Raw genomic sequence first — 21,004 nt, 5'->3', positions numbered from 1 at the left:
GACGCTACGGGTGACCACCGACACAGTGCGACTGTTTAACCAGGCCCGCCCCGTAGGCTGGGGACGTGAGCACCGCCCCGCAGCACACCCCCGAGCCCACCCCCGAGCCCACCCCCGCGACGCCCGGCGACGCCGCCGGCGCCGTCTCCCGCGCGCAGGCGGCCGACGCGATCCGCAAGGCCCGCGGCGCCCTCGCCCGCTACCGCGTGATGGCCATCGTCACCGGTGTGATGCTGCTGCTGCTCACCGTCTGGATGATCCTCAAGTACCCGGTGCAGTGGTGGGTCGGCGACGTCAGCGGCCTGGTCGACGCCACCTGGATCGTCGCGCCGGTGCACGGGTGGGTCTACGTGGTCTACCTCGTCACCGTGCTCCAGGCCTGGGCCACCATGCGGTGGGGCTGGGGCCGGCTCGCGACGATGGTCTTCGCCGGCGTCGTGCCCGTGATGTCGTTCATCGTGGAGCGTCGGGTGCACGCCGACGGGCAGGAGAAGCTGGCCGCGCTCGAGCGGCGCTACCTGGCCTGACGCGCCCGGAGCGCCGGCGCCCTCCGGCGGGGCGCCCGCCGGAGCGGTGAGCGGCCTCACGGCTGCGCGCCGTGCGCGGCCACTAGACTGGAGCGGTGACGTCTCCCGCCACCGCCCCCGTCTCCCACGCCGCCGCCGAGTCCGCCGCCGAGCAGCAGCACCGCCCCGTCCTGGTCGTCGACTTCGGCGCCCAGTACGCCCAGCTCATCGCGCGCCGCGTGCGCGAGGCTCGCGTGTACTCCGAGATCGTCCCGCACACGTGGTCGGTCGAGCAGATGCTCGCCAAGAACCCGGCGGCGATCATCCTGTCCGGCGGGCCCGCGTCGGTGTACGCCCAGGGTGCGCCGTTCGTGGACCCGGCGCTGTTCGACGCCGGCGTGCCGGTGCTGGGCATCTGCTACGGCTTCCAGGCGATGGCCAAGGCGCTCGGCGGCGAGGTGGCCCAGACGGGCCTGCGCGAGTACGGCGGCACCGAGGTGGAGGTCTGCGCGGCCGGCGTCCTGCTCGCGGACACCCCCGCCAACCAGACCGCCTGGATGAGCCACGGCGACGCCGTGCACCGCGCGCCCGAGGGCTTCGAGGTCCTCGCGACGTCGGACGGCTCCCCGGTCGCGGCGTTCGAGGACACCGCCCGCCGCCTGTTCGGCGTGCAGTGGCACCCGGAGGTCAAGCACTCCGCGCACGGCCAGTCCGTGCTCGAGCACTTCCTCTACGAGGGCGCCGGCCTGGCCCCGGACTGGACGCCCGACAACGTCATCGCCGAGCAGGTCGAGAAGATCCGCGCCCAGGTGGGCGACGCGCGCGTGATCTGCGGCCTGTCGGGCGGCGTCGACTCCTCGGTCGCGGCCGCGCTCGTCCAGCGCGCCGTCGGCGACCAGCTCACCTGCGTCTTCGTCGACCACGGCCTGCTGCGCGCCGGCGAGGCCGAGCAGGTCGAGCGCGACTTCGTCGCCGCCACCGGCGTGCGCCTGGTCGTGCGCGACGAGAAGGAGCGCTTCCTGACCGCGCTCGCCGGCGTCACCGACCCGGAGACCAAGCGCAAGATCATCGGCCGCGAGTTCATCCGCGTGTTCGAGGACGCCGCCCGCGACCTGGTCGCCGAGGCCGGCGCCCACGGCGAGGAGGTCAAGTTCCTCGTCCAGGGCACGCTCTACCCCGACGTCGTCGAGTCCGGCGGCGGCGAGGGCGCGGCGAACATCAAGTCGCACCACAACGTCGGCGGCCTGCCGGACGACCTGCAGTTCGAGCTGATCGAGCCGCTGCGCACCCTGTTCAAGGACGAGGTGCGCGCCGTGGGCCTCGAGCTCGGCGTGCCTGAGGCGATCGTCTGGCGCCAGCCGTTCCCCGGACCCGGCCTGGGCATCCGGATCATCGGCGAGGTCACCGCCGAGCGCCTGGACGTGCTGCGTGCCGCCGACGCGATCGCCCGCGAGGAGCTCACCCGCGCCGGCCTGGACCGCGAGATCTGGCAGTGCCCCGTGGTGCTGCTGGCCGACGTGCGCTCGGTGGGCGTCCAGGGCGACGGCCGCACCTACGGCCACCCGGTCGTGCTGCGCCCGGTGTCGTCCGAGGACGCGATGACCGCCGACTGGACCCGCCTGCCGTACGACGTGCTGGCCACCATCTCCACCCGCATCACCAACGAGGTGCGTGAGGTCAACCGCGTGGTGCTCGACGTGACGAGCAAGCCGCCGGCGACGATCGAGTGGGAGTGAGGGTGGTCGTGGCGGTCGGTCGGGCCGCGGCGGCGCCGTCCGCTCGAATGATTCGCTCGCTGCGCTCGCTCGGCTCTCGCTGACGGCGCCGTCGCAGCCCGTCCTCGCGTCGGGTGGTGCGTGCGGAGAAGGGCCGGAACCCCGAGGGGTTCCGGCCCCTTCGCGCGTCTCAGGGGTTCTCGGCCAGCTTGGTGGCGCGGGCGTAGGCGTCCTCCGTGGCCGCCAGGACCTGCGGCCAGTCGGCGGCCAGGGCGTGGGCGCGGTTGTGGGCCACGATCCGGTCGAGCAGGCCCGGCTCGGTCACGAGGCGCTCGAGGGCGCGGGCCATGGCGGCGTCGTCGTCGGCCAGCAGCGCGTCCACGCCGTCCGTGAGCCGCTCGGCGACGCCCGACTGCGAGCGGGAGACGACGGCGAGCCCGGCGGCCTGCGCCTCGAGCGCGGCGATGCCGAACGCGTCCTGCACCGCCGGGGCCACGAACACGTCGGCCCGGGTGTACAGCTCGCGCAGCTCGTCCGGCGTCATCCGCCCCGGCAGCCGCACGACGTCGGCCAGGCCGGCCGCCGCCACCGCGCGGCGCGCCTGCTCCAGCTGCTCGCCGGCGCCCGCCACCGTCGCGACGAGGGCGCCGGGCGGCAGCCGCCGCGCCGCCGTCGTGACCGCCTCGACCAGCGGCAGCACGCGCTTGCGCGGGGCGAACCGGGTCGCCGAGACGACGTGCACCGCCGCGCCGTCGGGCCGCTCGCCGCGCTCGGTGCGCGCCAGGCGCCAGGCGGCGACGTCGACGCCGTTGCCCAGCACGACCACCCGCTCGTCCGGGTCGCCGCCGCCGGCCGCGACGATGCGGCGCAGGGGTGCGGCCGTCAGCTCGCTCACCGCCGACCACAGCACGGGCCAGCGCGACCAGCCGGCGGCCCGGTCGAGGGCGGCGAAGGCGTGCCGCGCCGCGCCCCAGACGCTGTGCACGGTGAGCACCGCGGGCAGGCCGGTGCGGGTGATCGGCCGCAGCGCCGCCTGCACCGTCGGGGCGAGCACGCCCATGTGCAGGTGCACGACGTCGGGCCGCTCGCCCGCGGCCTCCAGGGCGCGCAGCCGATCGAGCACGTGGGCGGTCGAGCGCGGGTGGACGGGGAAGCCGCCCGGGACCCGGGCGGCGACGCGGTGCACCCGCACGCCGTCGGCGCCCACCGTCGTCGACCGGCCGCGCGCGCCGGGCGCCGCGGGCGTCGTCGTCACCACCTCGACGTGGTGACCGGCGGCGGCCTGCCGGCCGGCGAGCCGGGCCACCTGGGTCTCGATGCCGCCGAGCAGCGGCAGGTAGGAGTCGGTGACGTGGAGGATCCGCACAGGGCCATCCTCTCGTGCCCGCCCGGCGCTCCTGCGCGCGACGACCGTGACGCGAGCGCCTACCGTGAGAGCAGCGGGGCCGGGACGGCCGGCGCCGCCGTGCGAAAGGGGGTTCGCATGTCGAGCACCGTCACCGTCCGTCCCACCCGGGGGGTCCGGGGGATCGGGCTGGTCAGCATCCTGGCCGGCGTGGTGCTGATCCTCGCCGGCGTCGCGGTGTGGGTGGTCGTGGCCTCGCAGCTGGCGGCGGAGGACATCACCGTGTCCGACGACGCCGACTTCCTGGCCGGTCAGCAGGTACGGGGGCCGTTGACGGCGTACGCGCAGGCCGAGGTCATCAACGCGCACGCCCTGGAGGCGTCGGGCGGCCGGACGTACGCCGAGCTGGGTCAGGACGACCCGGTCCGGGCCACGGTCATGAACGCCTCGTTCCTGCGGGCGTCGCTGTTCACGTCGGTCGTCGCGTTCGGCGTGTGCGCGCTCGCCATCGGGCTGGGCGTGCTGTTCCTGCTGCTGGGCAGCGCCCTGCGGCGGCTCGCCGGCGGCCCCGAGGTCGCCGTGACGGGGCCGGCGGCGGGCGGACCCGGTGTGGCCGCGCCCACCGGGCGCCACGCCGACCCGACCACGACGTCGTCACCGGGGCGCGAAGGTCCCGTCCCGCCCCGCTGACGCAGCACACTGGTGGGGCCGTCCGGTCGGACGGCCCCACCCGGTGTGCTGCCGCGCGTCGGGTCAGGCTCCGTCGGTGCGGCTGCGCCGGCGCACGCTGCCGACCACCGAGGCGACCACGAGCACGAGGCCGGCGCCGCCGAGCAGCCAGATCACCCCGAGCCCGACGTCGAAGCGAGCACCCGCGGCGACGGCGACCACCGCGAGGCCGACGGCGAGGATCACCAGTCCCCAGACGATGGTGCCGGTGCGGGGCGTGGTGCTCACCGGCGGTGCGGGCTGTGGCGCGGCCGGTGCCCACTGGGGGGACGCCGGCGGGTAGGGCTGGCCGTACCCCGGCGTGGCGTACGGCTGCTGCGGCCCGGGCGCCGACCGGTCGGCGTCCCGGTCGGACGGCTGCGCGTACCGGGACGGCTGCGCGTACCCGGACGGCTGCGTGTACCCGGACGGCGCGGGAGCCGCGGCGGGCGCGGCGGACGCGGCGGCGGGGGGCACGTCGGTGCGGGAGGCCGAGGAGGCCGGCGGCAGCGGGCCCGGCTCGTCGAAGACGGCGAGCGGGACGTCGGCGCGCTGCGCCTCCGGCTCGTCGTCGTGCTCGGGCGCGGCGACCGGGGCCGGGCCGCGGTCCGTGGCGTCCGGCGCGGCGTCGGCCGTCGCCGGCGGCGCGGCGGACGGGAGCACCTGGGTCTCGCCGGGCCCGGCGGGGAGCACCCGCGTCGCGCCGGCGGCGTCGACCACCTGGGTCTCGCCCGCGGCCGGCTCGAGCACCTGGGTGTCCTGCGGCTCGGCGACCTCCGGCTCGCGCACGGGCTCGGGCGTGCGGCCCTCGCGGGCGTCGTCGCGGGGGTTCTCGCTCATCGGTTCTCCTCCTGGATCCGGATCTCGCCGGCGGCCACCTCGACGTCGAGCACCAGCACGGGCTCGGCGGTGCGGGCCTGGTCGTTCACGAACGTGGTGCTGCCGAACCCGGCCTGCTGGGCGCCGTCGGTGTCGACGTCCCAGACCACGCTGCCGGCTGCGACCTCGACGTCCGCGACCACCGGCACGCCGTCGGGCACGATGACGGTGGCCGCCCCGGCGGCGAGGTCGATGGGCACCTCGACCGGCTCGTCAGCGCTGGCGCCGGACAGGTCCAGGCGCGTGAGGTCGATCGTCGGGTCGCCGAAGCGCAGCGAGTAGCCGGCCTCCGCCTCGTCGACGCCGGACGGGACGACGACGGCGTCGCCGCGCAGCTCGCGGCCGGAACCGTCGAGGCTCAGGACCGGCCACGGGTCGCGGTCGGCGAGCATGCTCCCGAAGGGCACGGCGACGACCAGCCCGACGATCGCCAGGAACCCCAGCACCCCGCTGGAGCGGCCGCGCATGCCGGCGACCACGATGCCCAGGCCGACGACGGCGAGGGCCGCGCCCAGCCACACGAGGCCGACGTTCGCGTCCCACGTCCACGGCAGGTCGAGCAGGCCCTGCTCCTGGGCCAGCAGCAGGGCCCCGAGCAGGAGCGCGACGCCGAGCACGGCGGCCACGGTGCTGCCCCCCGGGCCGCGGACCACCGGCCGCGCGGCGCGTGCCTGGGCACGCTCCTGGGCGGCCCACGCCCGGGCCTGCGCCTTGTCCTGGGCCGCGCGGGCGCGGTCCTGCGCCGCACGCGCCCGCGTCTCGGCCTTGAGCCGGGCGGCGTCGGCCTGCACGTCCGGGCCGTGGGGTGCGCCGGCGGGCGCACCCGGCGGCGGGGCGCTCGTGGTGGCGCCGGGCGCCGGCACGGCGAACGCCGCGGGCCCGCCGGCGGGGGCGCCGGCGGGGGCGCCGGCGTCCGGCGTCGGGCCCTGCCAGCCCTGCGCCCAGGCCTGGCGCTCGTCGCGCCGCTGGACCGCGTACCGCACGACGAGCCAGATCACGGTGCCCCACACGGCGATCCAGACCAGCGCGACCAGCCAGTCCCAGCCGCCGTCCCACCAGCCGCCGAACCCGCCGTTCCAGGCGAAGCCCACGACGGCGGTGGCGGCGGCGCCGAGGATCGCGACGTCGAAGTCGCCGTGCAGCGCGCGCTGGAGGTGGATCCGCCCGTCGCGCTGCTCGGGCAGCAGCGCCCAGCCGATGCCGTAGAGGACCAGGCCGGCGCCGCTGAGGAAGAAGCTGAGGAACAGCAGGCCGCGCACGAGCAGGGGGTCCCAGCCGAGGCGGTCGGCCACGCCGCTCGCGACGCCGCCGACCCACCGGTCCTCGGAGCGGTACAGGCCGGTGCGGCGGATGGAGTCGAAGAAGCGGTCGCCGCCGGCGGGCGGGGTCGGGCCGGGGCCCGGGGGCGTCGACGACGGTCCGGCGCCGGCGGGGCCGGTGGTGCCCGGCCCAGGATGCGGGGGGAACGGCTCGGTGCTCATGACGACGATCCTTCCGGCGCGCCGCGTCGCGGACCATCGGGTGTCGCCCTGAGCCGCCCCTGAGATCCGCTGCCCGGGGCGGGCGGGCGACCCTGAATCCGCCCCCGGGGGGACCCGGTCGCCCTCCTGACGTGCCACGATCGGGGGGTGAGCACGACCGCACCCCCCGGCCCGGCAGGCGCCGGCGGCGCCCGCCCCCGCGGCGCTGCCGCCGCGCCCGCCCGCCTGCCGCTACGCCGCCCCGAGGAGGGGCGGTGGATCGGCGGCGTGTGCGCCGGCGTGGCCGCCCACCTCGGCGCGCCGGTGGGCCTCGTGCGCGCGCTGCTGGCCGTGCTCGCGCTCGCCGGCGGCGCCGGCGCCGCGGTCTACGTCTTCTGGTGGGTCACGATCCCGTCGGGCGACCCGCGCGCGGCCGCGGCGGCGAGCGAGCCCGCCGCGCTGCACCGGCTGGCACCGCGGCTGCGGCTCAGCGGCGCCGCGGCCCGGATCCCGCGGCGCGAGGCGATCATCGGCGGCGTGCTGCTCGCGGGCGCGGCGCTGCTCGTCGCGGTCCGCGCGGGCTGGGACTGGGGCGCCTCGTGGGTGCTGCCGGCGCTGCTGGCGCTCGGCGGGCTGGCGCTCGCGTGGAGCCAGCTCGACGCCGCCCAGCGCGGCATCGAGGCGGAGGGCCCCGGTGGCTGGCGCCGTGGCGCGGCCGTGGCGCGGCTGGCCGGCGGCGTCGTGCTCGTGACGGCGGGCGTGCTGCTGCTCGTGGGGCAGGACACCCCGGGCTGGGCGGCGCTCCAGGCGGCGCTCGCGGCGCTCGCGGTGCTGGCAGGCTTCGCGCTCGTGCTCGCGCCGTGGTGGCTGCGGCTCGTGCGCGAGCTCGGCGACGAGCGGCTGGCGCGCGCCCGCGAGGCGGAGCGCGCCGACATCGCCGCGCACCTGCACGACTCCGTGCTGCAGACCCTCGCGCTCATCCGCGCCCAGGCCCACGACGGCGACGCCGTCGCGCGCATGGCGCGCGCCCAGGAGCGCGAGCTGCGCGAGTGGCTCTACGACGACCGGCGCGAGCCCGGCACGTCGCTCGCGGCCGAGCTGCGCGCGCTCGTCGCCGAGGTGGAGGACGGGCGCGTCGGGCACCGCGCCGACGCCGCCGGTCCCGTGGCGATCGAGGTCGTCGTGGTGGGCGACTGCCCACCCACGGAGGCCACCACGGCGCTGCTGCAGGCCACCCGCGAGGCGCTGGTCAACGCCGTGGCCCACGGCCGGCCGCCCGTCACCGTCTACCTCGAGGTCACCGACGTGGCGGCCGAGGTGTTCGTCCGCGACCGCGGCGACGGCTTCGACATGGCCACCATCGCCTCCGACCGGTTCGGCGTGCGCGAGTCGATCCTCGGGCGGGTGCGCCGGCGCGGCGGCAGCGCCGAGGTCAGCAGCCGGCCGGGCTGGGGCACCGAGGTGCGCCTGCGGATGCCGCAGACGGCGACGGCGCCCGCCAACGGCGCCAACGGCTCCCAGCCCGCGAACGGCCAGGCCGCCGACGGGGCGGCGCCGCGGCCCGCCCCCGCCGCGCCGCCGCCCGCCGCACCCCCGACCAGCAACCCCGACGAAGCGAGGAACCGCCTGTGAGCAGCCCTGCCGCACCCGCCCGGACCGACGTCGCCCTGCCGGTGCCCGTGGTCCTGGTCGACGACCACCACATGTTCCGGGCCGGCGTGCGCGCCAGCCTCGACGAGCGCGTCACCGTCGTCGGCGAGGCGGCCGACGTCGACCAGGCGGCGCGCGCGGTGCGCGAGCTGCGGCCCGCCGTCGTCCTGCTCGACGTGCACCTGCCCGGGGGCACCGGCGGCGGCGGGGCGGAGGTGGTCCGCCTGTGCGCCGACCTGCTCGGCGAGACGCGGTTCCTGGCGCTGAGCGTCTCCGACGCCGCCGAGGACGTCGTCGCCGTCATCCGCGCCGGCGCCCGGGGGTACGTCACCAAGAACATCTCCGGCCCGGACCTGTCGGGCGCCGTGGTGCAGGTGGCCGGCGGCGACGCCGTGTTCTCGCCGCGGCTGGCGGGGTTCGTGCTGGACGCGTTCGGCACGGCGGCCGGCGAGGTGTCCGTGGCCGACGACGAGCTGGACCGCCTGTCGCGGCGCGAGCAGGAGGTGATGCGCCTCATCGCGCGCGGCTACTCCTACCGCGAGGTCGCCGGCGAGCTGTTCATCTCGATCAAGACCGTCGAGACCCACGTGTCCGCGGTGCTGCGCAAGCTCCAGCTGTCCAACCGCTACGAGCTCACCCGGTGGGCGGCCGCGCGCCACATCCTGTGACCGGGGGTCCCGTGATCGGCTGCTCGGTGATCGGCGGCCCCGTGAGAGGCCCCGTGACCGGCCCTGTGACCGGCTCCGTGACCGTCCCTGTGACCTTCGTCGCCGCCGTGCGGGCGTGCGGGCGTCAGCCGACCTGCGCGAGGCGTCGCCGCTAGGCTCGCGGGCGTGAGCTTCCTGTACAACGTCTTCGTGTTCCTGCACTTCCTGGGCTGGGCCATCGTCCTGGGCGGCTACCTCGCGTCGCTGCGCAGCCCGGGCCTGTACCGCGGCGTCTTCCACGGCGCGGCGACCGCGCTCGTGGCCGGCATCGTGATGTTCGGCCTCCTCGAGGCCGGGGCCGTGGACAACCCCTTCGACCGGACCAAGCTGACGGTCAAGCTGGTGGTCGCGCTGGTCATCACCGTGCTGGCGTTCCTCGCCCGGCGCCAGGGCGCCAAGGGCGACAACGGCACGGGCGCGGTGACGCCGGGCCTCAAGCACGCGATCGGCGGCCTGACGATCGTCAACATGCTGGTCGCCGTCTTCTGGAACTGACGTGGGCGTCCTCGGCGAGGTCCTCGTCGGCCTCGCGATCGCCGTCGGGCTGGTCGGCATCGTCGTCCAGGTGCTGCCGGGCAACCTGCTGGTGCTCGGGTCCGTGCTCGTGTGGGCATGGGTGACCGGCGGGGCGGCGTGGTGGGTGTTCGGCGTCGCGGCGCTGGCCGTCGCCGCCGCGGAGGCCGCGCAGTGGCTGCTGGCCGGCCGCCACATGCGCCGGGCGGACGTGCCGTGGTCGACGCTGGTGTGGGGCGGGCTGGCCGGCATCGTCGGCTTCTTCGTCGTCCCCGTCGTCGGGCTGTTCCTGTTCTTCCCGGCCGCGGTGTTCCTCGCCGAGCTGCTGCGGCGCCGCGACCGCGCCGCCGCCTGGCGCGCCACGGTCGCGGCGCTGCAGGCCACGGGCATCACGATCCTCGTCCAGCTAGCCGGCGGCCTCGTCGCGGCCGGCGCGTGGGTCGTGGGACTCTTCCTCACGTGACCGCGCCCGACAGCACCGAGACGCCCGCCCACGGCTCGGCGGGCGCCGCACCGCTCGCGGCGCCCGCCGACCCGGCGCAGCTCACCGTCCGGGTCGCCGGGGTCGACCGGCTCGACGCGCGCACCGCGTACGCCGCGTGGCGGCTGCGTCAGGACGTGTTCGTCGTCGAGCAGGACTGCGCCTACCCCGACCTCGACGGCCGCGACCTCGAGCCGGGCACGCGGCACGTGCTGCTGCTGACGCCGGGCGGCGACGTCGTCGCCACCGCCCGCGTGCTCGACGACGGCGAGAGCTGGCGCATCGGGCGCGTGGTGTGCCACCCGGCCGTGCGCGGGACGGGCGCGTCGCACGTGCTCATGACGGCGGCGCTCGACGCCGTGCGCGACGCCGACGGCGGGCGCGACGTCGTGCTCGACGCGCAGTCGCCGCTGACCGGCTTCTACGGCCGGTTCGGGTTCGTGCCGGACGGCCCCGAGTTCCTCGAGGACGGCATCCCGCACACGCCCATGCGCCTGCGGCGCCCCTGAGGGCCGGCGGCTCGCCCGTCGCCGGCCCGCCCTCAGTCCACCCGGACGGCGAGCTCCACGACGGGGCCGCCGTCCGGGTCGTCCACCACGGTCTGGCGCAGCTCCTGGTCGGTGAGCTCCAGGCTCCGCGCCGCCACGGCGTCGAACAGGGCGACGGCCGCGGGGTGCAACGCCCCGCCACGGGCCTGGTCGTCGTCCGCGTCGTCCGCCCGCTCGTTCGCCGCGTCGGCGGGCAGCCGCACGACGAGCTCGGTGCCGCCCGGCATCTCGCCGACCTCGACACCCGGCCCGCCCCAGCCGGTGGGCAGCCGGCGCGACGTCGGCCACCACAGCAGCAGCTCGACGGCGTCCGGCGCCGGGCCGCGGCGCATCGTCGTCCAGAACTGCCCCGCCGGCCCCACGCCCTCGACGTGCAGGGAGCGCGCCAGCTCGGTGAACCGCGCGTCCGCCGCGTCGTCGGCCGTCGCGACGTCGTCACCGTCGCGGACCATCAGGACGTGGCCGGCATACGGCTGGGCCGGCACGTGGCGCTCCCGGACCTCGGCCGGCCGGGCGAGCGCCGCGAGCGTGCGCTCGGCCACTGCGTGCGCCCGGTCCTCCCGCTCGCGCTCCGCGAGCACGCGCCGCCGTTGCGCGGCGAGCGCACGCGCCGGGTCGCCGTCGGCCAGCGCCGCGGCGACCTCCGTCAGCGGCACGCCGGCGTCCCGCAGGGTTCGCGCCTGGACGCCCGTGCGCACCTGCTCGGCGCCGTAGCGGCGGTAGCGGGTGACGGGGTCCACGTCGGCCGGCGGGAGCACGCCCGTCGTGTCGTAGTGGTGGAGGGCCTTGACGGATAGGCCCGTGAGGGTGGAGAACTCGCCGATGCTGAGCATGCTGCCAGCATCGGGCCTCCGGCTGCGGGAGGGTCAAGCGGCGCTCAGGCCCGCTCGTAGGTGGCGAGCAGCACGCCCGACGGGGTGCTGCGCGCGGCGGCGAGCCGCAGCTGCGCGGACGGCCCGTCGGCCGCGAACAGGCGGCGGCCGGCGCCGAGGACCACCGGGTGCACCTGCAGGTGCAGCACGTCCACGAGGCCGCGGGCCAGCAGCGAGCGCACCAGCACGCCGCTGCCGAAGACCGCGAGCGTCGTGTCGCCGGTGGCGCGCAGCCGCTCCACCGCGTCGGCCGCGTCCCCGTCCAGCAGCTCCGAGCGCTGCCAGCCGAGCGGCGCGCGCAGCGTGCGGGAGGCCACGAGCTTGGGCACCGCGTCGAGCGCGTCGGAGAACGGGTCGGGCCGCGGCCGGGCAGGCCAGAAGGCCGCGAAGTCCTCGTACGTCCGCCGGCCCAGCAGCAGCGACCACGGGCCGGCGAGGAAGGCACCCATCGCCTCCACGACCTGCGGGTCCTGCCGCACGGCGGCCCAGCCGCCGTGGGCGAAGCCGTCGCGCTCGTCCTCGTCGGCTCGTCCGGGGGCCTGCATCACCCCGTCCAGCGACAGGTGCTCGATCACCACCACCCTGCTCATCGCGGCTCCCTCCCCGCCGTCGTCCTGCGCCGTCGTCCCGCCCCGTCGAGAGGCAGACGACGCCGGGGCGTGCGACTCGTCGCACACCCCGGCGTCGGGACCTGCGGCTGTCCCCGGGTGTCACCTCGCGCGCCTAGGCTTGGAGGCACGATGACCTCTCTCTTCGACAGCCTCTCGCTCCCCGGATTCGAGCCCCCGGCCGCGCGTGACGACACCGCGCGCCTGCCCAGCACGGCACCGCGCTGGGACGCGTGGGCCGAGGGCGACGTCGGCGGCGCGCCGGACTGGGTGCGCGACGCCGCGGGCGCGCCGGGCCAGGGCGCCCCAGGTCCGGGCGCGCCCGGTGACGCGCCCGTCCGCCGCGGCCCGTACGCGCACATCGACCCGGACCAGCTCGTCGAGGGGCTCAACGACCAGCAGCGCGCCGCCGTCGTGCACCACGGCTCGCCGCTGCTCATCGTCGCGGGCGCCGGCTCGGGCAAGACCCGCGTGCTCACCCACCGCATCGCCTACCTGCTGGCCACCGGCCGGGCGCGGGCGGGGGAGATCCTCGCGATCACGTTCACCAACAAGGCCGCCGCGGAGATGCGCGAGCGCGTCGAGACGCTCGTCGGCCCGGCGGCGCAGCGCATGTGGGTCTCGACGTTCCACTCCGCGTGCGTGCGGATCCTGCGCCGCGAGGCCAAGACGCTGGGGCTCAAGACCAGCTTCTCGATCTACGACGCCGCCGACTCCCAGCGCCTGGTCACCCTGGTGACGCGCGAGCTGAACCTGGACCCGAAGAAGTACCCGGCCCGGACGCTCGCCAACAAGATCAGCGACCTCAAGAACGAGCTGGTCGACCCCGAGACGTACGCCCGCGAGTCCGGGGCGCGCTCCACGGAGGACGGCTGGCGCGAGCGCGCCGCCCGCGCCCAGGGCGGCCTGCCGGCGGCGGCGCCCGAGTTCGACCAGGTGCTCGCCGACGTCTACACCCGCTACCAGGCCCGGCTGCAGGCGGCGCACGCGCTCGACTTCGACGACATCATCATGTCGACGGTCAACCTGCTGCAGGCCTTCCCGGCCGTCGCCGAGCACTACCGCCGCCGGTTCCGGCACATCCTGGTCGACGAGTATCAGGACACCAACCACGCGCAGTACGTGCTGGTGCGCGAGCTGGCGGGCGTGGGGGCGGACTCGGCGGCGGCGCACGACGGCTCGGGGCTGCCGGGCGGCGAGCCGCAGGCCGTCGCGCTCGACCCGGCCGAGCTCACCGTCGTCGGCGACTCCGACCAGTCGATCTACGCCTTCCGCGGCGCCACCATCCGGAACATCCTCGAGTTCGAGGACGACTACCCGGACGCCACCACGATCCTGCTGGAGCAGAACTACCGCTCCACGCAGACGATCCTGTCGGCCGCCAACGCCGTCATCTCGCGCAACGCCGACCGCAAGCCGAAGAACCTGTGGACGGCCTCGGGCGAGGGCCCGCGGATCGTCGGGTACGTCGCCGACGACGAGCACGCCGAGGCCCGGTTCGTGGCCGAGGAGATCGACCGGCTCGGCGACACCGAGGGCGTGCGGCCCGGCGACGTCGCGATCTTCTACCGCACCAACGCCCAGTCCCGGGCGCTGGAGGAGGTGCTGGTGCGCGTCGGCCTGCCGTACAAGGTGGTCGGCGGCACCCGCTTCTACGAGCGCCGCGAGATCAAGGACGCCATCGCCTACCTGCGGGCGCTGGCCAACCCGGACGACGACGTCAACGTGCGCCGCGTGCTCAACGTGCCCAAGCGCGGGCTCGGCGACAAGGCCGAGGCCATGGTGGCGGCGTTCGCCGAGCGGGAGCGCACCTCGTTCGGCGCGGCGATCGAGCGCGCCGAGGAGATCCCCGGCATGACGACGCGCACGCTCAACCCGCTGCGCGCCTTCCGCGACATGATGGCCGAGCTGCGCGCCATGGTGGCCGACGGCGAGCAGCCGGCCGCGGTGCTCGGGGCGGTGCTCGACCGCTCGGGCTACCTCGAGGAGCTGCGCGCCAGCGACGACCCGCAGGACGCCTCGCGCGTGGAGAACCTCGCCGAGCTGCACGCGGTGGCCTCCGAGTTCTCCGAGACCGACCCCGAGGGCACGCTCGACGACTTCCTCGAGCGGGTGTCGCTCGTGGCCGACAGCGACCAGATCCCGGACGAGGACGTCGCCGACGGCGCGGCCGAGGAGGCCCGCGAGGACCAGGGCGTCGTCACGCTGATGACCCTGCACACCGCCAAGGGCCTGGAGTTCCCCGTCGTCTTCCTCACCGGCATGGAGGACGGCACGTTCCCGCACATGCGGTCGCTGCACGACGACGCCGAGCTGGCCGAGGAGCGGCGCCTGGCGTACGTGGGCATCACCCGGGCCCGCGAACGGCTCTACGTCTCACGCGCGGCGATGCGCTCCGCCTGGGGCATGGCGAACGAGTTCCCGCCCAGCCGGTTCCTGGCCGACATCCCCGAGGAGCTGTGGGACTGGCGCCGGCGGGAGTCCTCGACGCAGTACCTGCGCGGCGGCGGCTCCGCCTGGGGCGGGCGCGGCGGGTACGGCGGCTCGGGCGGCGGGGCGTACGGGTCGCGCGGGCGGTCCGACGACGCCGGGCGGCGCACGCCGTCGTCCGCCCCTGTCGGCGGGCGGCTGGGCACGCCCCGCGACGGCGGGGCGGCGGCGCCGTCCACGGTGGCGAAGTTCGGCTCGGCGACGCCGCGCAAGGACGCCGAGATCCCGAGCCTGTCCGCCGGTGACAAGGTGGTGCACGACGCCTACGGGCTCGGCACCGTCGTCGCCATCGAGGGCACGGGCCCGAACGCCGTGGCCCGGATCGACTTCGGGTCGGACGGCACCAAGCGCCTGCTGCTGCGCTACTCGCCGGTGACGAAGCTCTGACGCCACGGCGACCGCCCCGCGGCGGCCGCCCGGCAGCGGCGCAGGAGCGGCGCACCGGCGCGGCGTGGTGGCGTGCGGCGCCCGGCGCGCGGTCGCATGCTGTCGGGACAGAAGCGGTCGCGCACGACGGAGTGGGGTGGTCGCCGTGGGAGTCGTCGACGACACCGTGGGCAACGAGCTCGCGGAGGTGGTGGCGGGCAGGGCCGGGCCGGCCCTGGGCGAGGCGGCGTGCGACGCTCTGCTGGAGCTGCTGACCTCGACGGCCGCGCAGGCGGTGCCGAGCGCCTCGGGCGCGGCCGTCTCGCTGTCCGACGAGGGCTGGCGGACGGCGACGGCCACCGGGCCGCTGGTGCGCAGGGTCGACACGCTGCAGGCGACCCTCGGCGAGGGGCCCTGTCACACCGCCGCGGGGGAGCGGCGCGTCGTGGTCGCCCCGGACCTGCACGAGGAGGCGCGCTGGCCGCACTGGGCCGCCGCAGCCACCCGGCTCGGCCTCACCGGCGCCATCTCGGCGCCGCTCGTGGTCGGCGACGACGTGATCGGCGCGCTGTCCCTCTACGCCCGCCATCCCAGGGCGCTGACCGAGGCCTCGTCGGTCGTGCTGTCGCTGTTCGCCGCGCAGGCGGGTGTGCTGGTCGCGAGCGCGCGGGCGGCCCGCAGCGCGGAGCGGCTGCCGAGCCGCGTCCAGTCGGCCCTGCGGACGCGGGACGACGTCAACGTCGCCGTGGGCCTCGTGATGGTCGAGGAGAAGGTGTCCCGCGACGCGGCGTTCGCCTACCTGACCGCGCTGGCGCAGCAGTCCGGGCGGTCCCTGGGGGAGACGGCGGACCGGCTGGTCCGCCGGCACGACGGTCACCACCGCGGGCGTCGGGGGGCCGGGGATGGCCACCGCAGCTGAGGTCCAGCGGCGCCGGCTGCGCGGAGCCCTGGCACGGCTGCGGGCGGGCGTCGACGACCTGTGGCTGCGCTATCTCGGGGTGGGGGGCACGGCGGATCCCGCCGAGGTGCAGGCATTCCTGGACGGCGCCGGGACGCTGTCGGCCGCAGAGCGCGACCGCCTGGCCCTCGTCGCGAACGAGCTGCTCGTGGAGTCCGCCGGCCGCCTGCGCGTCCCGTTCGAGCGGACGGTGCGGGACGTGGAGCCGCCGAGCGGGCAGGTCGCCGCGTTCGTCGAGCTGATGGTGCGCACCCACCTGGCCCCGCCCGAGGCGCTGGCGCCCGCCGTCGACGTGGCGGCCGAGCGGCTGGGCGTGCGGGCGGTCGTCTACCTCGCCGACTACGAGCGCGTGCACCTGGTGCCGCTGCCGTCGGAGCACGGGGCGGCCCGCAAGCCGCTGCGCATGGAGGGCACCGTGGCGGGGCGTGCGTTCCGCCTGCTGGAGCTGACGGCGGCCACCGCGGGCGGGCAGCCGCGGCTGTGGGTCCCGATCGCCGACGGGGTGACGCGCATCGGCGTGCTCGACGTCATGGTCGACGACCGGCGGGAGCTGGAGGACCCGGTGCTGCGGCGCCAGTGCTGGTGGCTGACGCACTTCATCGGGCACCTCGTCACGTCGCTGGACGCGCGCGGCGACGGGTTCGACGCCGTGCGGCGCCGCCGGCCGCGCGCCACCCAGGCCGAGCTGATCTACCACATGCTGCCGCCGCGCACGGCGGGCACCGACCGGGTGCTCGTCAGCGGCCGCGTGGAGCCGACCTACGGCGTGGGCGGCGACGCCTTCGACTACGCGCTGTCGCCCACGTCCGCCCAGTTCGGCGTCCTGGACGCGACCGGCCACGACCTGGCGGCCGGCATGGTGGCGGCCACCGGCCTGGCTGCCTACCGCAACGCGCGGCGCAACGGCCTGGGGCTGTTCGAGCAGGCGGAGTTCGTCAACCAGACGCTGGAGGACCAGTTCTACGGCAAGATCTTCGCCACCGGGGTGCTCGGCGACCTCGACGTCCGCACGGGCCGGCTGCGCTACCTCGTGGCCGGCCACCCCAACCCGCTGCTGCTGCGCCACGGGCGGGTGGTCAAGCAGCTGGTCGCGGGCCGCCGGCCGCTGCTCGGGCTCGAGCTGCGCCGCAGCGTGACGATCGGCGAGGAGCTGCTGGAGCCGGACGACATGGTGGCGGTGTACACCGACGGCATCACGGAGGCCCGCAACGGCACCGAGATGTTCGGCCTGCCCCGCCTCATCGACATCCTCGAGCGCGAGACCCTGCACAAGGTGCCGCTGCCCGAGGTGGTCGACCGGGCGACCCGCGCGGTCCTGCGCCACCAGGACGGGGTGCTCCAGGACGACGCGACGCTGTTCCTGCTGCACTGGACCCGCACCGCCCAGGAGGCGCTGGAGCCCGGCCCACCCCGGTGAGGCCGGGCCCCGGCCGGTCGCCGGGGGCGCCGGACCGCCCGCCCTGCCCTGATGCGTGCCCGATGCGTGCCCGATACTGCCGGGGTGGACGACTCGACGACTGGCGGTGTAACCCTGCGCCGGGCGGCGGCCGGTGACGCCGCGCAGGTCGGCCGGTTCCAGACGACGGCGTGGGACCAGAGCTACCGCGGGATCGTCCCCGACGCGGTCCTCGACGCGACGACCTGGCAGGAGCGCGCCGCGCGCTGGCACGACCGGATCGTGGGCGGCGCCCGGGACGTCTGGCTGGCCCACCGCGACGGGCGGCTCGTGGGCGTGGCGAGCACGGCGCCCAGCGACGGCGACCGGCCGGACCTGCACGCCCTCGAGCTCGCCACGATCCAAGCACGGGTTCCGGGCCACGGGGGAGGCGCAGGTCGACCCGGGCACCGGCCTCGAGGAGGTCCGCTGGATGCGGGGCTGACGGGCCCGGCCCGGGTCAGGCGGCCGGACGCTCGCGCTCGAGGGCCTCGCGCACGGCGACCAGGTCGCTGCCGGCATCCTGGGCGAGGGCCACGACGACGCGCCCGCCGGGGCTGTCGGCGCGCAGCACCCCGAGCAGGACGTGCGGCGCGTCGATGCTCCGGTCGCCCAGGCGGATCGCCTCGCGCAGCGACAGCTCGAGCGCCTTCTTCGCGTCACCGGTGAACGGCCGGGTGCGGGCGCGGCGGCGCCGGGGCCGCGCCGCCCGCTCCAGCGCGCCGGGGCCGAAGACGGCGTCGGCGCGGTCGCGCACGGCGTCCAGGTCGATGCCGAGGGACGCCAGCGCCTCGCCGTCCAGCACGGCGCCGGCAGCGATCGCGGACCGTGCGGCAGCGGCGACGTCGGCGGGCTCGACGCCGACCGAGCGCAGGGCGGTGGCGACCGGCCCCGGCACCGCGACCGCGCCCTCGGCGAGGGCCACGACGAGGTGGCGGGTGTCGACGGCGTCGCTGCGCAGCTCCTCGGCAGTGACGACGGCGTCGCGCACGACCGTGCGGGCCGACTGGGTGAACCGCTCGAACATCAGATCCTCCTGCCGTGCTTCTTGTTGACGGCCTGCTTGGTGACGCCGAGCTCGCCGGCGATCTGCTGCCAGGACCACCCGAGCTCGCGGGCGCGGCGCACCTGGAGCGTCTCGAGGCGGTCGGCGAGCTCGCGCAGCGCGCGCACGGCGCGCAGGCCCTGCTGCGGGTCGTCGCCCGCTGCCGCCGTGACGAGCGTCCTGTGGTCGGTCACGTGTCAACTCTGGTTGACCCGATCCCGGCTGTCAACCTTTGTTGACGGACGGCGGGTGCCGGCCGCGGCCGGCGGCGCGGTCGCGCCGCGGGCCGGCGGGGCGGCGGAGTGACGTCCGTCACCTCCGGAGCCGTGGCCCGGCCGCCGGATAGGACGGTCCACCCGCCGGGACTACGCTGTGAGGGGATGTCTTGACGTCGAGACATTGATGTCAGGGCACTCCCGCAGGCAGGCCTCTGCCGACCCAGAGGCTCAACCGATGGAAGGACGCAGCAGGGTGGACCTGTTCGAATACCAGGCGCGCGACATCTTCGAGAAGCACGGTGTGCCCGTGCTGGGTGGCATCGTCGCGACCACGCCGGAGGAGGCCCGCGCGGCCGCGGAGAAGCTGGGTGGCGGCACCGTCGTCGTCAAGGCCCAGGTCAAGACCGGCGGCCGCGGCAAGGCCGGCGGCGTCAAGCTCGCCCACTCGCCCGCCGAGGCGCAGGAGAAGGCCGGCGAGATCCTCGGCATGGACATCAAGGGCCACACGGTCCACCGCGTGATGATCGCCGAGGGTGCCAAGATCGCCGAGGAGTTCTACTTCTCGGTGCTCCTGGACCGCTCGAACCGCAACTACCTGGCCATGTGCTCGGTCGAGGGCGGCATGGAGATCGAGCAGCTCGCCGTCGAGCGCCCCGAGGCCCTGGCCAAGGTCGCCGTGGACCCGATCGTCGGCATCGACGAGGCCAAGGCCGCCGAGATCGTCGAGACCGCCGGCTTCGCCGAGGACCTCAAGGCCCCGGTGGCCGAGGTCATCCGCAAGCTCTGGACCGTCTTCACCGCCGAGGACGCCACGCTCGTCGAGGTGAACCCCCTGGTGCGCACCGAGGACGGTGCCATCATCGCGCTCGACGGCAAGGTCACCCTGGACGACAACGCGTCCGAGGTGCGTCACCCGGAGCACGCGGAGCTCGAGGACAAGGCCGCGGCGGACCCGCTGGAGGCCAAGGCCAAGGCGAACGGCCTCAACTACGTCAAGCTCGACGGCGAGGTCGGCATCATCGGCAACGGCGCGGGCCTCGTGATGAGCACGCTCGACGTCGTCGCCTACGCCGGCGAGGCGCACGGCGGGGTCAAGCCCGCCAACTTCCTCGACATCGGCGGTGGCGCGAACGCCCAGGTGATGGCCAACGGGCTCGACGTCATCCTGAACGACCCGCAGGTCAAGTCGGTGTTCGTCAACGTGTTCGGCGGCATCACCGCCTGCGACGAGGTCGCCAAGGGCATCGTCGGCGCGCTGGAGATCCTGGGCGACGAGGCCACCAAGCCGCTGGTCGTGCGCCTCGACGGCAACAACGTGGACCTGGGCCGCCAGATCCTCACCGAGGCGAACCACCCCCTCGTGACCCTGGCCGAGACGATGGACGGCGGCGCCGACAAGGCTGCCGAGCTGGCCAACGCCTGATCGCCCGCCGACCGCAGAGAGCAGAGACACCACAACCATGTCGATCTATCTGAACTCCGACTCGAAGATCATCGTCCAGGGCATCACCGGCGGGATGGGTGCCAAGCACACCGCCCTCATGCTCGACTCGGGCGCGCAGATCGTGGGCGGCGTGAACGCCCGCAAGGCCGGCACCACGGTGACCCACAAGGATCACGAGGGCAACGACGTCACCCTGCCCGTGTTCGGCACGGTCAAGGAGGCCATGGCCGAGACCGGCGCCAACGTCTCGGTGCTGTTCGTCCCGCCGGCGTTCACCAAGGACGCCGCGATCGAGGCCATCGACGCCGAGATGCCGCTGATCGTGGTCATCACCGAGGGCGTGCCGGTCCAGGACACCGCCGAGGTGTGGGCCTACCTGCAGGGCAAGTCCACCCGGATGATCGGCCCGAACTGCCCCGGCATCATCACCCCGGGCGAGTCGCTCGCCGGCATCACCCCGCACACCATCACCGGCAAGGGCCCGATCGGCCTGGTGTCGAAGTCGGGCACGCTGACCTACCAGATGATGTACGAGCTCAAGGACTTCGGGTTCTCGACCGCCATCGGCATCGGCGGCGACCCGATCGTGGGCACCACGCACATCGACGCGCTCGAGGCGTTCGAGAACGACCCCGAGACCAAGGCCATCGTGATGATCGGCGAGATCGGCGGCGACGCCGAGGAGCGCGCCGCGGCGTACATCAAGGAGCACGTGACCAAGCCGGTCGTGGGCTACGTCGCGGGCTTCACCGCCCCCGAGGGCAAGACGATGGGCCACGCCGGCGCCATCGTGTCCGGCTCGGCCGGCACCGCGCAGGCCAAGAAGGAGGCCCTCGAGGCCGTCGGCGTCAAGGTCGGCAAGACGCCGTCGGAGACCGCCGCCCTCATGCGGGAGATCCTGCAGAACCTGTGACCCTCCGGGCCGCCCCGCGGCCCGGTGCGGGCCCTGCCCGCCGCGTCCACGGCGCCCCGCCTCCCCGAGGCGGGGCGCCGTCGTCGTCCCGGCCTCCCTCCGGGCTCGCCGAGCGTCCCGCTTCCCCGGACTCCGGCCGTCGG

20 protein-coding genes are annotated in these 21,004 nt (G+C 75.9%); 13 read left to right on the top strand and 7 right to left on the bottom strand.

What is annotated here, in order from left to right:
- Positions 1 to 65 precede the first annotated feature (65 nt).
- Both GSF02_RS10980 and guaA read left to right on the top strand, forming a co-directional pair.
- Positions 66 to 527 carry a DUF3817 domain-containing protein gene (locus GSF02_RS10980; protein ID WP_159795981.1) on the top strand — a complete coding sequence of 154 codons (462 nt, stop codon included), beginning with the start codon at positions 66 to 68 and terminating at the stop codon, positions 525 to 527.
- 95 nt (positions 528 to 622) lie between these two features.
- Positions 623 to 2,242, top strand: a complete 1,620-nt coding sequence (gene guaA / locus GSF02_RS10975; RefSeq protein WP_268892869.1) for a glutamine-hydrolyzing GMP synthase — start codon at positions 623 to 625, stop codon at positions 2,240 to 2,242.
- 169 nt (positions 2,243 to 2,411) lie between these two features.
- Here guaA and GSF02_RS10970 read toward each other — a convergent pair whose 3' ends face one another.
- Positions 2,412 to 3,587: a glycosyltransferase family 4 protein gene (locus GSF02_RS10970; RefSeq protein ID WP_159795978.1), complete on the bottom strand. Its 1,176-nt coding sequence runs from the start codon at positions 3,585 to 3,587 to the stop codon at positions 2,412 to 2,414.
- A 117-nt stretch (positions 3,588 to 3,704) separates the two neighbouring features.
- Between GSF02_RS10970 and GSF02_RS10965 the strand changes: the two genes are divergently transcribed.
- A complete protein-coding gene (locus GSF02_RS10965; RefSeq protein ID WP_328799019.1) occupies positions 3,705 to 4,256 on the top strand; it encodes an aromatic ring-opening dioxygenase LigA in 552 nt (183 codons plus the stop codon).
- 63 nt (positions 4,257 to 4,319) lie between these two features.
- On the opposite strand, the gene GSF02_RS10960 is transcribed toward GSF02_RS10965, so the two are convergent.
- A complete protein-coding gene (locus tag GSF02_RS10960) occupies positions 4,320 to 5,114 on the bottom strand; it encodes a hypothetical protein (RefSeq protein ID WP_159795975.1) in 795 nt (264 codons plus the stop codon).
- Positions 5,111 to 6,634: a PspC domain-containing protein gene (locus tag GSF02_RS10955; protein ID WP_159795956.1), complete on the bottom strand. Its 1,524-nt coding sequence runs from the start codon at positions 6,632 to 6,634 to the stop codon at positions 5,111 to 5,113. The genes GSF02_RS10960 and GSF02_RS10955 overlap by 4 nt, the downstream gene beginning before the upstream one ends.
- A 147-nt stretch (positions 6,635 to 6,781) precedes the next feature.
- Here GSF02_RS10955 and GSF02_RS10950 point away from each other — a divergent pair, with 147 nt between their 5' ends.
- From GSF02_RS10950 to GSF02_RS10930, 5 genes are all read left to right on the top strand, one after another.
- Positions 6,782 to 8,245: a PspC domain-containing protein gene (locus GSF02_RS10950; protein WP_159795953.1), complete on the top strand. Its 1,464-nt coding sequence runs from the start codon at positions 6,782 to 6,784 to the stop codon at positions 8,243 to 8,245.
- Positions 8,242 to 8,931 (top strand): LuxR C-terminal-related transcriptional regulator, encoded by a 690-nt coding sequence (locus GSF02_RS10945; protein WP_159795950.1) that lies wholly within the window; start codon positions 8,242 to 8,244, stop codon positions 8,929 to 8,931. The genes GSF02_RS10950 and GSF02_RS10945 overlap by 4 nt, the downstream gene beginning before the upstream one ends.
- 165 nt (positions 8,932 to 9,096) lie before the next feature.
- A complete protein-coding gene (locus GSF02_RS10940) occupies positions 9,097 to 9,465 on the top strand; it encodes a hypothetical protein (protein ID WP_159795947.1) in 369 nt (122 codons plus the stop codon).
- Between the two features lies 1 nt (position 9,466).
- Positions 9,467 to 9,946, top strand: a complete 480-nt coding sequence (locus tag GSF02_RS10935; protein WP_159795944.1) for a DUF456 domain-containing protein — start codon at positions 9,467 to 9,469, stop codon at positions 9,944 to 9,946.
- Entirely contained in the window at positions 9,943 to 10,473 is a 531-nt protein-coding gene (locus GSF02_RS10930; RefSeq protein ID WP_159795941.1) for a GNAT family N-acetyltransferase, read from the top strand. The genes GSF02_RS10935 and GSF02_RS10930 overlap by 4 nt, the downstream gene beginning before the upstream one ends.
- Positions 10,474 to 10,505: 32 nt before the next feature.
- On the opposite strand, the gene GSF02_RS18615 is transcribed toward GSF02_RS10930, so the two are convergent.
- On the bottom strand, positions 10,506 to 11,345 hold the full coding sequence (locus GSF02_RS18615; RefSeq protein WP_201308884.1) for a MerR family transcriptional regulator: 840 nt from the start codon (positions 11,343 to 11,345) through the stop codon (positions 10,506 to 10,508).
- 44 nt (positions 11,346 to 11,389) lie between these two features.
- Positions 11,390 to 11,974 (bottom strand): dihydrofolate reductase family protein, encoded by a 585-nt coding sequence (locus GSF02_RS10920; protein WP_159795939.1) that lies wholly within the window; start codon positions 11,972 to 11,974, stop codon positions 11,390 to 11,392.
- A 150-nt stretch (positions 11,975 to 12,124) separates the two neighbouring features.
- On the opposite strand from GSF02_RS10920, the gene pcrA reads away from it, so the two are divergent.
- The 3 genes from pcrA to GSF02_RS10905 all read left to right on the top strand — a co-directional run bounded on the left by pcrA (position 12,125) and on the right by GSF02_RS10905 (position 17,223).
- Positions 12,125 to 14,869 (top strand): DNA helicase PcrA, encoded by a 2,745-nt coding sequence (gene pcrA / locus GSF02_RS10915; protein ID WP_159795937.1) that lies wholly within the window; start codon positions 12,125 to 12,127, stop codon positions 14,867 to 14,869.
- Between the two features lie 145 nt (positions 14,870 to 15,014).
- The gene (locus GSF02_RS10910) at positions 15,015 to 15,767 is read left to right on the top strand and encodes a GAF and ANTAR domain-containing protein (protein ID WP_159795935.1); all 753 of its coding nucleotides are present in this window, start codon (positions 15,015 to 15,017) and stop codon (positions 15,765 to 15,767) included.
- The gene (locus GSF02_RS10905; protein WP_159795933.1) at positions 15,751 to 17,223 is read left to right on the top strand and encodes a PP2C family protein-serine/threonine phosphatase; all 1,473 of its coding nucleotides are present in this window, start codon (positions 15,751 to 15,753) and stop codon (positions 17,221 to 17,223) included. Before GSF02_RS10910 ends, GSF02_RS10905 begins: the two co-directional genes overlap by 17 nt.
- A gap of 478 nt (positions 17,224 to 17,701) precedes the next feature.
- Here GSF02_RS10905 and GSF02_RS10900 read toward each other — a convergent pair whose 3' ends face one another.
- Positions 17,702 to 18,268, bottom strand: coding sequence for a Clp protease N-terminal domain-containing protein (locus GSF02_RS10900; RefSeq protein WP_159795931.1), 567 nt, complete (start codon positions 18,266 to 18,268; stop codon positions 17,702 to 17,704).
- A complete protein-coding gene (locus GSF02_RS10895; protein WP_159795929.1) occupies positions 18,268 to 18,480 on the bottom strand; it encodes an RNA polymerase subunit sigma-70 in 213 nt (70 codons plus the stop codon). The genes GSF02_RS10900 and GSF02_RS10895 overlap by 1 nt, the downstream gene beginning before the upstream one ends.
- 277 nt (positions 18,481 to 18,757) lie before the next feature.
- Here GSF02_RS10895 and sucC point away from each other — a divergent pair, with 277 nt between their 5' ends.
- Both sucC and sucD read left to right on the top strand, forming a co-directional pair.
- Positions 18,758 to 19,927, top strand: coding sequence for an ADP-forming succinate--CoA ligase subunit beta (sucC, locus tag GSF02_RS10890; RefSeq protein ID WP_159795926.1), 1,170 nt, complete (start codon positions 18,758 to 18,760; stop codon positions 19,925 to 19,927).
- A 37-nt stretch (positions 19,928 to 19,964) separates the two neighbouring features.
- Positions 19,965 to 20,861 carry a succinate--CoA ligase subunit alpha gene (gene sucD, locus GSF02_RS10885; protein ID WP_159795923.1) on the top strand — a complete coding sequence of 299 codons (897 nt, stop codon included), beginning with the start codon at positions 19,965 to 19,967 and terminating at the stop codon, positions 20,859 to 20,861.
- Positions 20,862 to 21,004: the final 143 nt, after the last annotated feature.

The sequence above is a fragment of the Puerhibacterium puerhi genome (assembly GCF_009846865.1).
Classification (GTDB): Bacteria; Actinomycetota; Actinomycetes; order Actinomycetales; family Cellulomonadaceae; genus Puerhibacterium; species Puerhibacterium puerhi.
This window is presented reverse-complemented; position numbering and strand designations above follow the sequence as displayed.